Raw genomic sequence first — 13,504 nt, forward strand, 5'->3', positions numbered from 1 at the left:
ACAAGCGGGCGAGGGTGCGCGGGGCTCAGCGCTCCTCGCGGAAGAGAACGTGCGCGCCGGCCACCGGGTCGTACTTGCGCAGGACCAGCCGGTCGGGGTCGTTCAGACGGTTCTTGCGGGTCACGTAGGTGACGCCGGTGCCGGCCGTCGACTTCAGCTTGACGACGGGGCGTGTGGTGCTGCGTGCCATGAGGGACTCCTTCCGCCGACCGCCCGAGTCCGTTGACTCGAACATGTCAGACGTTCCTCTCAACACCACCACCCCGTGATGCATTCCCGGCCCTCACCGCCCCCCGCGGGCCCCGACCGCCGCCCGCTCACGAGCCGCCCGCACCGCCGCCGACAGGCTGGCGATGTCGTACGCCCCGTGGTGCCGGCGCCCGTTCACGAAGAACGTCGGCGTGCCCGCCACCTGGCTCAGGTCCGCCGACTCCACGTCCTCGGCGATCCGCGCCGCGCCCCGGTGGGAGCGCAGGTCCCGGTCGAAGCGCCCGGGGTCCAGCCCGAGGGCGTCGGCGTACGTGCGCAGATGGCCCAGGCGCAGCTCGCCCTGGTGGCTGAGCAGCAGGTCGTGCATCTCCCAGTAGCGGCCCTGCGCGGCCGCGGCCTCCGCCGCCTCGGCCGCCAGCTGGGCGTGCAGGTGCACGTCCGTCAGGGGCAGGTGCCGCCACACGTACCGCACGTCGCCGAAGTCGCCGAGCAGCTCACGGACGACCGGTTCGGCCTGTCCGCAGTACGGGCATTCGTAGTCGCCGTACTCCACGACGGTCACCGGCGCGTGCCGCGGGCCCCGCACGTGGTCGCGGTCGGGGTCGACCGGCACCGCCAGGTCGACGAGCGTCTCCGCGTCGCCGAGCAGCGCCCGCTGCCGCAGCCTGCCCGGCAGCACGGCGAGGACCGCGGTCAGGAGCCGGCTGATCAGGAAGGAGCCGGCCAGCGCGCTCAGGATGCCGATCTTCGCGTCCGCCAGCTGTGTCCCCCTGAAGGCGAGGGTCGCGATGAGCAGGGAGACGGTGAAGCCCGTCCCGGCCAGCACGCCGCCCGCCGCGACGGCTCCCCAGCCGACCGGCGGCCGGACCCGCCCCCGGCTGACCCCGTACGCCAGCGCGGACGCGCCGACGATGCCCAGCGGCTTGCCGACGAGGAACGCGAGCAGGATGCCGAGCGTGACCGGCGAGGTGAACGCCCGCGCCAGTTGGCCGGCGTCCAGCGGGATACCGGTGTTGGCCAGGGCGAACAGCGGGACGACGAGATAGCTGGTCCACGGGTGGTACAGGCCCTGCAGCCGGTCGTTGGGCGAGATCGCGGACGCGAGGCCGGCCTGCGCCGAGCGCGCCAGCTCGGGCGTCGGCTGCTCGCGGAACATCCGGAACAGGCCCGTGGCGTGTTCCAGGTCGGCGCGTGCCGCCGGGTACGCGTACGTGATCAGGCCCATGGCGAGGCCGATGACCACGGGATCGACACCCGACTCCAGCAGCGCGGCCCAGACGACGAGCGCCAGCAGCGCGTAGACCAGGCCCCGGCGCACCCCGAGCGCGCGGACGAGCAGGATGACGCCGAACACCGCGACCGCGATCAGCAGTGCCGGTACGTCGACGTGCTCGCTGTAGGCGACGGCGATGACGCCCAGGGCGACGAAGTCGTCCACGACCGTGATCGTCAGGATGAAGATCCGCAAACCGCTCGGCAGCCGGTGCCCGACGACGGCGAGCATGCCGAGGGCGAAGGCGGTGTCGGTGGACATCGCCGCACCCCAGCCGTGCACGGACGAGTGCCCCGCGTTGACCGCGAGGAAGACGGCGACCGGTACGACCATGCCGCTGATCCCGGCGGCGAGCGGCAGGGCCAGACGCCGGCGGTCGCGCAGTTCGCCCATGTCGAACTCGCGGCGTGCCTCCAGTCCGACGACGAAGAAGAACAGCGCCATCAGGCCACTGTTGATCCACTCGCGCAGCGAGAGGGACAGACCGTGGGTGCCGATCCCGACGGACAGGTGCGTCTCCCAGAACGACGCGTAGCCCGCGGGCGCCACGTTGGCCCACAGCAACGCGACGAGCGCCGCCGTCACCAGGACGGCGGCGCTACCGGTCTCGGTCCGCAGGAAGTGGCGCAGCGGTGAGCGGGAGCCGTCGCAGGCGGTCTGGCCCGAGAGGTCGTCGGGTGCGAACGCCATGCTCATCCGTGCTCATCTCCACCTCGCGCCGAGTCCCGTGCCGGCCGGCACTGCCGTGGCAACAGCGGCAGGTGGGGCGTTCATTCCGGGGGCGGAGACAGGGCAGGGGCGGGACGGGCCCGTGCCGGCCGTCAGGACAGATACCGCTCCACCTGCGACGCCGGGCGCACCTGGGCCTCTTCGGGGTCCTGGCCGGCGGCGGCGCGGGCGCGGCGCTGCCGCAGGAGGTCCCAGCACTGGTCGAGCTCGGTCTCCAGCCGCGCCAGGCGCTCGTGCTCGGTCGGCTGGTCGATGCCGTGGTCCGCCAGACGGTCCCGCAGGTCCTTCTCCTGGTTGATCATATCCGTGATGCGTCCGAGGATCTGCTTCTCGGTCTCGGCGCCGGGTCCCGTCGTCATGTCTCTCTCCCCAAGCCGTGATGCGACCTCGATCAGTCGATTTCATGTATTGAACAGCAGCTTGGAGCCGTTCGCCACGGCGGGGCGTACGGTGATCGTTTCCGACTGGGGCCTCAGGACGTGAGAACGACCCGGCCGCCGGCCCGGCCGCCGCTGTCGCCCGTGACGCACTCCTGGTAGGGGTTCGGGTCGCCCTGACGCTCCTGGCATGTCCAGGTGGCCGCCCCGACGCGGATGGTGGCGGGCGCGCCCGCCCTGCTGGACGCGGCCATGGTGTAGGCGCCGGCGACCTCCAGGGCGGTGGCGCAGGACCCGGCCGGGTCGGCCCAGACCGCCAGCCCGGTGGCCTTGTCCGTACCGCAGAACGTGAGCGGCGACCGGGCGGCGCCGCCCGTACCGGCGAACGCGGGGGCCGGGGCCCCGAGGCACAGCGCGGCGGCGCCCAGCAGGCCCGCGGCCGTCCCCGTCATGATCGAGCGCAGCACAGGTGTCTCCCTCGCGGTGACGAACGAGGCCGGGACAGGTCAGGCGTCGGTGAGGCACACCGGTGTCCGGCCTCCTCTCCGTACGATCATCCACGCAGGCGGGGCGATCGGCACGCCCGGCGTCCGCCGGACGGTGCCGGGCCGCCGGCGGCTGCCGGGCGAGGGACGCGGGTGGCCGGGGCGGCACAGCCGGTGAGGACCCCGTGCGGGGCGTCGTCGGCCGGAGCGCGGCAGATGCGCCGCCCGGGTGACGGGGCGGGACGGACGCGGCCCGACGGCTCCGCACCCGGCGGTGCGGCGCGGTCGGGCGAGTGGAGCGTCCGGGTCGGCCCGGCGGGACGGGGGGAGCCGAGTACGGTCCTGCTGCGCGGCCTCCCGCTGGCCCCGACTGCCCACCCGGCGGCCGAGCCGGCGGCGACGCCGTTTCCGGCGAGGACCCGGCGGAGCGTGGGCCGTCATGTGAGCCCGGTGCTCGTACGGGCGGGCGACGGCGTCCTGCGGCTCCCGTCCGGTCCCGGGCCGGCCGGTCCGGACGGCGTGGCGGGACCGGTTTCCGGCACCTGGCGTCCCGGGGCCGACTCGGTGCTCTCGCCGAGGAATCCGCCCGACTGGTGCTGCCAGAGCCTGGCGTAGGCGCCGTCCGCGGCGAGCAGTTCCTCGTGGGTGCCCTGCTCGACGACGCTTCCGCGGTCGAGGACGACGAGACGGTCCATGCCGGCGACCGTGCTCAGGCGGTGGGCCACCACGAGGGCCGTACGCCCGTCCATCAGCCGCCACAGGGCGTCCTGGACGAGGAGTTCGCTCTCCGAGTCCAGCGCGCTGGTCGCCTCGTCGAGCAGCAGGACCGGGGCGTCGCGCAGGATGGCCCTGGCGAGGGCGACCCGCTGGCGCTGGCCGCCCGAGAGTTTGACCCCCCGCTCCCCCACCAGCGTGGCGAAGCCGTCGGGGAGCTGGTCGGCGAACTCGGTGACGTGCGCGGCCTCGGCCGCCTCGCGGATCTCCTCGTCGGTGGCGCCGGGCCGGGCGAACGCGATGTTGTCCCGCAGGCTGCGGTGGAACATGGCGGGTTCCTGCGGGACGTAGGCGACCAGTGAGCGCAGGTCGGTCTGGCGCAGCCGGCTGATGTCCTGGCCGCCGATCAGGATGCGTCCGCCGTCGACGTCCGACATCCGCAGCAGGAGTCGGGTGAGGGTGGTCTTGCCGCCGCCGGACCTGCCGACCAGACCGATCCGTGCGCCTGCGGGCACGTCCAGGTCTAGTCCCCGGAAGATGGGCTTCGCACCCGCGTGGGCGAACGTCACCGCCTCGAAGCGGATGCCCGTGTCCCGCGGTGCGAGCGGTTCGGGCTCCGCCGGGTCGAGCACGGTGGGCGGCTCCAGCAGCAGTTCGGTGAACTGCGCGGCCTCGGTCATCGAGCTCTCCAGACGCCGGTAGATCTGGTTGAACTCGAACATGATCTGGGTGGCGTTGGAGTAGTAGGTGAAGCTGACGACGATCTCCTCGACGCCCTGGCCCGAGCCGCCGAAGGCGACGGCCACCAGCAGACCGAGCACGTTGGTCAGCACGGACATGGGGGCGACCAGGGTGTCGACGCGCAGATTGCCGTAGTCCCACGACCTCAGCGTCAGGCGGCGGGAGTCCGCGACACGGCTGCGGTGTTCGTCGGCCTCCCGCCGCTCGGCCGCGAACGCCCGGATGGTCTCCATGTTCACGAGGCTGTCGGCGACGTGTCCGGAGACCCGGGCGATCGCCGCCTCACGGTCGTTGACGAGTCTCTGCCGGCGGCGGATCAGAGGCGTCGCGGCCACCACGGTCAGCGCGATCATCACGAGCAGGCCGACGACCAGCATCGGCTGGTAGCTCCACAGCACCACGGAACCGAACACCAGAGGGACCAGACTGCCCACGATCCGGTACGTCACCGTGTCGACGAAGTCCTCGAAGCGCTTGCCGTAGCTGAGCACCCGTTTGGTCAGGGAGCCGGCGAAGTTGTCGTGGAAGAACGCGGCGTCCTTGGCCAGGAGTTCGTCCATGCCGCTCACGTACAGGTGTTCCATGCCGAGGGCGTCCAGGCGGTTCAGGCAGTGCTGCCCGACCCGCCACACGGCCTCGGCGAGCAGCAGCGTCACACCGAAGCCCAGCACGTACGGCAGTGCCGGGCCGAGGGTGAGTCCGCCGGCGCCGGCGGCCTGCCCGGCCAGTTTGGCGATCAGCAGGGGGGCGACGTAGCGGATGCCGATGTTGCCCACGGCCGGCAACAGCAGCGCGGGCAGGGCCAGCAGGCGTAGTCGTAACAGTTCCCGGCCGTAGCGGCGCAGCGCCAGAACGACCGCGCTCCTGCCCGGTGTCGGCCCGCGTGCGTCTGTTGTCCCCATCACACTCCCGGAGGTTCGGATGGCGAAGTCTCCCGTCCGCGGAGTTTCTCAGTCCAGGCATTTAACGCGGAACGGCAAGAACCGGACAGGTCCGCCGCCTCGGAACCGCACTCAGCACCCGCGCCGGCCCCCATGGACACGGAGACCGCCAAGCCGGCCCTGTACCAGGCGAACCATCAGAAGTACCTCAACGCAGCCCGCGCACCTGGCCGGTCTGTCACGGCGGCGGTTCATCGGCGCCGTGCCGAGGAGCGGGGTGCTCGGCGAAGGGCGTCGGCCGCGTACGTCCAGAGGCGGTCCGCCGCCAGAGGCTGTCCGCCGCCAGCGGCTCCGGGCCGTGAGCGGATACGCCGCCGGGCGCATCGCCTTCAACCGGGTCGCGGGAGTTCCGCCCCACGCTCACCGCGGTCGGGCGGACCGACGGGAATTCCCGCGCCTTTTCGGGAATTCTGCTCCGGCGTCATTCTGATCCGCTCGACTGCGGCCGGACAAGCGGCGGAGCGAGGGCGTTTCGTGCTGCTGCGCAAGTGAGAACCCGCTGCGAGCTGGGCTCATCTGGCCTTAACACGGCACGTATTGACACGTCGTTATTTCGTTCCCGCTAATTGGCCCGAAGTCGGCCCTCGACCGAGGGCCTGTTCACGATAGGTACGAAGTGACGTCATCCTCGCTTCGCAGAGAGCGAATAACCGTCTCCCGGGCCGTCCGGCACGGACTCGCGGCGGCCGGGCTCTCCGCCCTCGTCCTCCTGGGCGTCACCCCGCCCGCGTCCGCCGCCGGCCAGGCCGGCGGCACCGACCTGACCCCCGTGTGCGGCACCCCCGCCGAGGGGCACGCGTCCTGCTACGCCATGCGCTCCGACGAACCCCCGCTGCGCCGGCTGGCCGCGGCACAGACACCGCCGGGGCTCGGCCCCCAGGACCTGCGGAGCGCCTACAGCCTCCCGGCCGACGGCGGCGCCGGACAGACCATCGCCATCGTCGACGCGTACGACAACCCCAACGCCGAGGCGGATCTGGCCGTCTACCGCGCCCAGTACGGTCTGCCCCCGTGCACCACCGCCAACGGCTGCTTCCGCAAGGTCGACCAGCGCGGCGGCACCGACTACCCCACGTCGAACGACACGTGGGCCGGTGAGATCGCCCTCGACCTCGACATGGTCTCCGCCGTCGCCCCCCAGGCGCACATCCTGCTCGTGGAGACGGACAACGACGGCCTGGACCGGCTCGCCGCCGGTGTCGACAAGGCCGTCGAGCTGGGCGCCAAGTACGTCTCCAACTCCTACGGCCGCACGGGCGACTTCGCCTCGGACCAGGAGACGTACGGTTCCTCCTACGACCATCCCGGTGTCGCGATCGTCGCGGCGAGCGGGGACAACGGCTACGGCGTCTCCTTCCCTGCGACCCTGTCCACCGTGACGGCGGTCGGCGGCACCAACCTCACGGCCGACCCGGACAGCCCGCGCGGCTGGGACGAGACCGTGTGGAAGCGGGGCTCCTACGGCCCGGGCTCGGGCTGCGCGTCGTACCAGGCCAAGCCGGAGTTCCAGAAGGACACCGGCTGTTCGGGACGGAGTGTCGCCGATGTGTCGGCGGTCGCTGACAACGTTGCCGTGTACTCGACGTTCGGTTCGCTGGGCACCGGCTGGCAGCGCTACGGCGGCACCAGCGCGTCCACCCCGGTGATCGCGGCGACCTACGCGCTGGCCGGCCCGCCCCGCCCGGGCACCTATCCCAACGCCTACCCGTACGCGACGGACGGCCCGGGGCTGAACGACATCACCTCCGGGTCCAACGGCACCTGCGCCACCGCCTACCTGTGCACCGCGGGCACCGGCTACGACGGCCCCACGGGCCTCGGCACCCCTTCCGGTCTGGCCGCCTTCCGCAGCGGTCCGAGCGGCACCCTCACCGGCACGGTGACGGACGCGAAGACCGGCGGGCCCGTCGCAGGCGCCACCGTCGGGTCCGGGCTCGACGTGGCCACGACACGCGCGGACGGCACGTACACGCTGAACCTGCCCGCCGGTGAGGTCGGCGGCCTCACCGTCACGGCGTTCGGCTACGCGTCCCCGGCCGCCGTCACCGTGGACATCACCGACGGTACGACCGTGACCCGTGACTTCGGCCTGAAGGCCCTGCCCCGCACCCATGTGCGCGGGACCGTCCGGGACGGCTCCGGGCACGGCTGGCCGCTGTACGCCAGGATCGCCGTCGAGGGCTCCCCCGAGGCGCCGGTCTGGACCGACCCGGTGACCGGTGACTACGACATCTCCCTGCCGAAGGACGCCGGTTACCGTCTCGGCATCACGGCCGCCCTCCCCGGCTACGAGCCGCTCACCCGCGAGGTGAGGCTGGGCGGCGGCCCGGTGACGGTGGACGCGGCACTGACCGCCGACCCCGACGCGGCCACCGCCGTCGGCTACGACCTCCACCGCGCGCAGCACTCCGAGGGCTTCGACTCCAGCACGGCCGCACCGCAGGGCTGGACGGTGTCGGACGCGGGCAGCGACAACGGCTGGCGGTTCGACGATCCCAACGAGCGGGGCAACATCACCGGCGGCAGCGGTGCCTTCGCCGTCATCGAGAGCGACAGCGGGCCGTTCGGGCCGCACCAGGACACCTCGCTGGTCAGTCCCTCCTATGACCTGTCGGACGCGCAGTCGGCCGCCCTCACGTTCCGCACCGGCTACATCACCAACCTCAGCCAGCAGCACATGACCGTGGACGCCAGCACCGACGACGGCGCCACCTGGCAGAACGTGTGGGGCGGCCCCAAGACGGGCGGCCAGGCCGACCACGTCACCGTGCGCGTGCCGCTGCGGGACTACGCCGGGCAGCCGTCCGTGCGGCTGCGCTTCCACTTCGTCGCGAACTGGGCCTACTTCTGGGAGGTCGACGACGTCACCGTGGAGAGCCGGACGCTGGAGCCGGTACCGGGCGGGCTGACCGCCGGCACCGTCGAGGACGCCCGCACCGGTCACGGCCTCGTGGGCGCGACCGTCACGGACGCCTCGGCACCGGACGCCGTCGCGAGCACGGTGGCCACGCCCGAGGACCCGGCCGTGGGCGACGGCCTGTACACGCTGTTCACGCCGGGGACCGGGGTGCACACCCTGCGCGCGACGGCGGACGGGTACGCGCCACGGGACCGGCGGGCCGTGACGCACGGCGACCGCGTCACGGGGACGAGCTTCGCGCTCCGGGCGCGGCCGTGACGCAGGACAGCTGACTCACGCGGCACCGGTGGCGCGTCCCGTCGGGGTGCGCCACCGGCACCGCCCCGGACACGGCCGGGACGACGGCACGGTCAGGGCCGCTCCTCCAGCCACCCCCGCTCCGCCGCCAGCAGTGCGATCTGGAACCGGGTGCGGGCGCCCAGCAGGACCCCGGCCTCGCTGACGTGCTTCTGCACCGTGCGCCTGCTGACCTTCAGCACGCGGGCGATGGTGTCGTCCTTCATCCCGGTGGCCATCAGATGCAGGATCTCGCGGGTCCGCCGGTCCGGCCGTACCGCCGGTGCGCCGGAATCCGGCACCGGGTCCTCGGGCCGGGGCGCGGGCACCGGCGGCGGGCCCTCGCGCCGGGTCGCCAGGGACACCGGCTCGGCCCGTTCCCACACGCTCTCGAACAGCGCCACCAGCGCCTCCACCAGGGCGGGTGAGTGCACCACCACGGAGCCCGCCGCCGGCCGGTCCCCGCGCACCGGCAGCAGTGCGGCCGCCCGGTCGAACACCACGAGCTTCACCGGGAGCCGGGAGGCGAGCCGCAACTGCCCGCCCTCCGCGGTCCCGCGCAGCGCCGTCTCCAGCGACACCGCGTCGGTGAAACCGTCCGTCTCGTACACCGACCGCATCCGCACTCCGTCCGCCACGCCCAGGTCCCGGGCGGCAGCGTGCTGTCCGGTCACGTACGGCGGCTTGGCCAGGTGCAGCACCTCGACCGAAGACCCCTTCAGCAGCTGGGCGTAGCGGGCCGACACCTCCTCCTCGTGCTCCAGCGCCTCCACGAGGTGCGCGGTGCGCGGCGCGGACACCTCCTCGTACGTCTCGTGCAGGCGCTCCACCAGTGCCTCGGCGCGCGCCAGTTCGGCCCGGCGGCGGGCGAGCAGCGCGCCGAGGGACGCGCGCGGAGGGCCTGCCGCCCAGCGTGCCGTCGCACCGTCGGCGCGCAGGGCCAGCGAGGCCTCCTCCAGCCGCCGCAACGCCTCCTCCGCCGCCGGTCCGGACACACCCACCGCGGCCGCCACCTGGACGGCGTCCGCCGACGGCACGCTCACCAGATGCTCCAGCACCCGCCCGGCCAGCGGGTCCAGCCCGGTTCCCGGCCACGGGCTGTCCGGCGTCCCATCCATGTGTTCCGACACTCCCCTGCTCGCGGCGACCCCGAAGGCATGGCGCAGGACCGCCATCGCCCGACAGTAAATCGGTGTACGGGACGACCCGGTACGGGGATCATGGAACAGCCCGTGTCACGTCGACCGCTGGGGAACCGTTCACCATGCCCGTGCCCGCCGACCCGACGGTCCTGCACCCGATGCCCGAGCAGCCGCGGGTGGTGCTGCTCAAGCCGCTGGTGAGGTCCCCGCTGACCGAGGTCGGGGAGTTCTCCTACTACGACGATCCGGACGACGCGACCGCGTTCGAGACACGCAACGTGCTCTACCACTACGGGCCGGAGAAGCTGGTCATCGGCAAGTTCTGCGCGCTGGGCACGGGCGTGCGGTTCATCATGAACGGCGCCAACCACCGCATGGACGGCCCCTCGACCTTCCCGTTCCCCACCATGGGCGGCTCGTGGGCCGACCACTTCGACCTGCTCACCGGCCTGCCGAACCGCGGGGACACCGTCGTCGGCAACGACGTGTGGTTCGGCCACGGCGCGACGGTCATGCCCGGGGTGCGCATCGGGCACGGCGCGATCATCGGCACCGGGGCCGTGGTCACCGGCGACGTGCCCGACTACGGCATCGTCGGCGGCAACCCGGCCCGCCTCGTCCGCACCCGCCACACCCCCCGGGACGTCGCCCGGCTGCTGGCGGTGGCCTGGTGGGACTGGCCCCTGGAGCACATCACCGAGCATGTGCGGACCATCATGTCGGGCAGCGTCGCCGACCTGGAGGCCGCCGCCCCGGGCGGTCGCTGACGTCAGTGGCCCGGCCCGCTCCTCCAGCGGTAGGTGGCGAAGGAGTCCGCCGGGACCGTCACCACGAACGACTGGCCGGCGACGGTGATCCGGACCTTGCCGTCGGTGTGGGTGCTGTTGCCGAGGACCGCGACGAAGGTGCCGTCCTTCTTGCGGTAGACGACGTTGCCGATGCCGTGCTCGGCGGCGCTGGATTCGAGGCGCACGTCGCCGGGCGACAGGTACTTGGCGAACTGCCCGATCGGGTAGAGCTCGTCGCGGACGGTGAAGTGGCGCGTGGCCGTGTTCACCGTCACCAGCCGGTCCCGCCACTTGGTGGTGGCCGCGACCTGGTTCCAGTCGATGTCGTTGTCCCGGGCCGGTGTCCAGTGCAGCGTGCCGCCGTCCTGGTCGGTGGTCTGGGCCCACAGGATGTAGGAACCGGCGTCGAGGCGGAAGTCGTCGAGGATGGTCGACGGCGACAGGTCGCTCGTCTCCGTGAGCTGGACCGGCTTGCCCGTCTGCTCGTAGGCGTCGCGCATCACGCGGGGGTCCCCCCAGTAGGGGTGGAAGGCGATGGCGTCGGCCGCCTCGCGGACCTGCGCGCCGGTCACCGAGCCGTCGGGGGCGTCGTCGAAGATGCGGTGGTAGTTCTTGGTCGCCTCGCTGTTGGGGTCGCGCCAGTCCCAGAAGTTGAAGTCGTGCACGTACAGTGCGGTGTCCAGCCGCGCGGCCCGGAACTCCCGCTTGATCGCCAGGGCCAGCTTCTGCTGCTGGGCGACGCTGATGTCCATCGCCGGGTAGACGACGTCCATGCCCGGTTCGTTCAGCAGGGTCAGGGCGTCGACCCGGATGCCGTGCCGGGCGTACGCCTGGACGAACTTGACGTAGTACCGGGCGAAGACGTCGATGCAGTCGTCCCGCAACTTGCCGACCTGGTAGTACTCCGTGCTGCTCCCCGGCTTGAGCGCGACCTGCCCGGTGAACCGGTTGTTCGTCTTCATCCACGCCGGCGCGCTCCACGCGGACGCGAAGAAGGTGGCGTGGGGGTTGTAGCGCTGGATGAGCTTGACCGTGTCGACGATGTGCAGGTCGATGTCCCGCCGGATGGAGAAGTGCTTCAGCCCGAAGTCGTCGGTGACGCCGGCGGGCAGGTCGTCCTCCGACCAGAACGGCAGGTGCTCGATGAGGTCGGGACTGCCGATCGTCAGCCGGAACCGGTCCAGGCCCGCGCCGTGCACGGGGTCGACGAGCAGCCGGACGGCCTTCTCCCGTTCGGCGGGGGTGAGCTTCCACAGGTTGGACACACTCGTCTCGTCCAGGGAGAAGCCCACGCCCGCGTACTGCTGCCGGACGGCCTTCGGGTCCGCGACGACGGTGGCGTCGACCGGGCCGCCGGGGTCGGTGCCGGTCCTGACCTCCGGCAGCGGCGCCCAGGCCCGCGCGGCGCCGGTGGAGTAGGTGCCGGTCACGATCCTGCCGTGGCCGGGCGGCCCGCCCGCGGCTCGGTCGGCGTGCGCGGCCGGGCCCGCGCCGACCAGCGCGGACACGGTCATGGTCGCGACGGCCGCTAGTGCGGTGAGATGACGTCCCACGCCTGCTCCCTGGGCTCCGGGGGTGTCGGGGGTCGGCGCCACACGTGTGCCGGCGGCGCGCGACCGCTCCGGATCCAAGCAATTCCGCGAGGTTAAGTCAAGGTTTGAAGTAAGCCTGAGGCGAAGGGTTTTCAGCCCCGACCCACGGCCGTCCGGGTGTCGCCGCCGGACTCCTCCAGGCGCCGGGCGGCCTCCTCGGCGGTGCAGTGCGCGAGGAGCATGACGATGGCCGTCTTGGCGTGTCCGCCCGCCGCCCGCAGTGCCCCGGCGGCGGCCTCGGGGTCCGCGCCGGTCGCCTGGACGACCATGCGGCGGGCGCGGTCGAGCAGTTTCTCGTTGCTGGCCCGGACGTCGACCATCAGGTTCCCGTAGACCTTGCCCAGGCGGACCATGGAGGCGGTGGAGAGCATGTTGCAGACCATCTTCTCGGCGGTGCCGCCCTTCAGCCGGGTCGACCCGGTGAGGATCTCGGGCCCGGTGGGGACCTCGATGGGGATGTCGGCGTAGCGGCTGATCACCGCGTCGCGGTTGCAGGCGACCGAGACCGTCGTCGCGCCCTTGGCGGCGGCGTGCTTCAGGCCGCCGACGACGTAGGGGGTACGGCCGCTGGCGGCGAGCCCGACGACCGTGTCGCGGTCGTCCACGCCGATCGCTTCGAGGTCGGCGGCGGCCCGCTCGGGTTCGTCCTCGGCGCCCTCCACCGCGACGACGAAGGCGCCGGGACCGCCGGAGAGCAGGCCCACCACCTGTTCCGGGGCGGTGCCGAAGGTCGGGGGGCACTCGACGGCGTCGAGCAGTCCGATACGGCCGCTGGTGCCGGCGCCGAGGTAGACGAGCCGTCCGCCGCGGCGCAGGGACGCGGTGATGGCCTCGACGGCGGTGCCGATCTCCGCGAGCGCGCCGCGTACCGCGAGGGCGACGGTCTGGTCCTCGTCGTTCATGACCGACAGCAGTTCGCCGACCGGCATCCGGTCGAGGTCGGCGGTCCGCTCGTTGCGGGTCTCGGTGCCGAGAGTGCTGAGGTCCACGGCGGCTTTTCCTTTCCTGGGCGGTACGCAAGCGTTTGGCCGGAGCGGGGGGCTCCGGGGCGAGCCGAAACTCGCCGGGCGGGGCTGCTGGTGGGAGCCGGGGGCTCCGGGTGCGAGCCGAAGACTGAGGGGGCGGGGGTCCGGGGGCTCGTGGGCGGGGGCTCCGGGTGCGAGCCGAAGACTGAGGGGGTGGGGGTCCGGGGCGATGCCCGGGGGCTCGTGGGCGGGGGCTCCTGGTCGGGGAAGCTGGGGGCTGGTGAGCGGAGCCGGGGGCTGAGGCTCGACGGTCGGGGGCGGGGCTCGGGGGGCTCGACGGGCGGGGGCTGG

10 protein-coding genes are annotated in these 13,504 nt (G+C 72.8%); 2 read left to right on the forward strand and 8 right to left on the reverse strand.

Going from position 1 to position 13,504, the window contains the following annotated elements; all coding sequences use genetic code 11:
* Positions 1 to 25 precede the first annotated feature (25 nt).
* The 5 genes from rpmG to AB0946_RS31635 all read right to left on the reverse strand — a co-directional run bounded on the left by rpmG (position 26) and on the right by AB0946_RS31635 (position 5,431).
* Positions 26 to 190 carry a 50S ribosomal protein L33 gene (gene rpmG / locus AB0946_RS31615; RefSeq protein ID WP_014669330.1) on the reverse strand — a complete coding sequence of 55 codons (165 nt, stop codon included), beginning with the start codon at positions 188 to 190 and terminating at the stop codon, positions 26 to 28.
* Between the two features lie 93 nt (positions 191 to 283).
* Positions 284 to 2,179, reverse strand: a complete 1,896-nt coding sequence (gene nhaA / locus AB0946_RS31620) for a Na+/H+ antiporter NhaA (RefSeq protein ID WP_366764094.1) — start codon at positions 2,177 to 2,179, stop codon at positions 284 to 286.
* A gap of 125 nt (positions 2,180 to 2,304) precedes the next feature.
* Positions 2,305 to 2,571, reverse strand: a complete 267-nt coding sequence (locus AB0946_RS31625) for a DUF2630 family protein (RefSeq protein ID WP_366764095.1) — start codon at positions 2,569 to 2,571, stop codon at positions 2,305 to 2,307.
* Positions 2,572 to 2,684: 113 nt separating this feature from the next.
* Complete coding sequence (locus AB0946_RS31630; RefSeq protein ID WP_366764096.1) at positions 2,685 to 3,056, reverse strand: hypothetical protein; 372 nt, start codon at positions 3,054 to 3,056, stop codon at positions 2,685 to 2,687.
* Between the two features lie 455 nt (positions 3,057 to 3,511).
* The gene (locus tag AB0946_RS31635; RefSeq protein WP_366764097.1) at positions 3,512 to 5,431 is read right to left on the reverse strand and encodes an ABC transporter ATP-binding protein; all 1,920 of its coding nucleotides are present in this window, start codon (positions 5,429 to 5,431) and stop codon (positions 3,512 to 3,514) included.
* 655 nt (positions 5,432 to 6,086) lie between these two features.
* Here AB0946_RS31635 and AB0946_RS31640 point away from each other — a divergent pair.
* Positions 6,087 to 8,648 carry a carboxypeptidase regulatory-like domain-containing protein gene (locus tag AB0946_RS31640; RefSeq protein ID WP_366764098.1) on the forward strand — a complete coding sequence of 854 codons (2,562 nt, stop codon included), beginning with the start codon at positions 6,087 to 6,089 and terminating at the stop codon, positions 8,646 to 8,648.
* Between the two features lie 92 nt (positions 8,649 to 8,740).
* Here the strand turns inward: AB0946_RS31640 and AB0946_RS31645 are convergent, their stop codons facing one another.
* Positions 8,741 to 9,784 carry a helix-turn-helix transcriptional regulator gene (locus tag AB0946_RS31645; RefSeq protein ID WP_366764099.1) on the reverse strand — a complete coding sequence of 348 codons (1,044 nt, stop codon included), beginning with the start codon at positions 9,782 to 9,784 and terminating at the stop codon, positions 8,741 to 8,743.
* Between the two features lie 146 nt (positions 9,785 to 9,930).
* On the opposite strand from AB0946_RS31645, the gene AB0946_RS31650 reads away from it, so the two are divergent.
* Positions 9,931 to 10,575, forward strand: coding sequence for a CatB-related O-acetyltransferase (locus AB0946_RS31650; RefSeq protein WP_366764100.1), 645 nt, complete (start codon positions 9,931 to 9,933; stop codon positions 10,573 to 10,575).
* 2 nt (positions 10,576 to 10,577) lie between these two features.
* Here the strand turns inward: AB0946_RS31650 and AB0946_RS31655 are convergent, their stop codons facing one another.
* Together AB0946_RS31655 and murQ are read right to left on the reverse strand one after the other, a co-directional pair.
* Positions 10,578 to 12,149 carry a glycoside hydrolase family 30 beta sandwich domain-containing protein gene (locus tag AB0946_RS31655; protein WP_366764101.1) on the reverse strand — a complete coding sequence of 524 codons (1,572 nt, stop codon included), beginning with the start codon at positions 12,147 to 12,149 and terminating at the stop codon, positions 10,578 to 10,580.
* Between the two features lie 131 nt (positions 12,150 to 12,280).
* Positions 12,281 to 13,177 carry an N-acetylmuramic acid 6-phosphate etherase gene (murQ, locus tag AB0946_RS31660; RefSeq protein WP_366764102.1) on the reverse strand — a complete coding sequence of 299 codons (897 nt, stop codon included), beginning with the start codon at positions 13,175 to 13,177 and terminating at the stop codon, positions 12,281 to 12,283.
* Between the last annotated feature and the right edge of the window lie 327 nt (positions 13,178 to 13,504).

Origin of the sequence: Streptomyces sp. NPDC046870 (assembly GCF_040704595.1) — a bacterium.
Lineage (GTDB): Bacteria > Actinomycetota > Actinomycetes > Streptomycetales > Streptomycetaceae > Streptomyces > Streptomyces argyrophylli.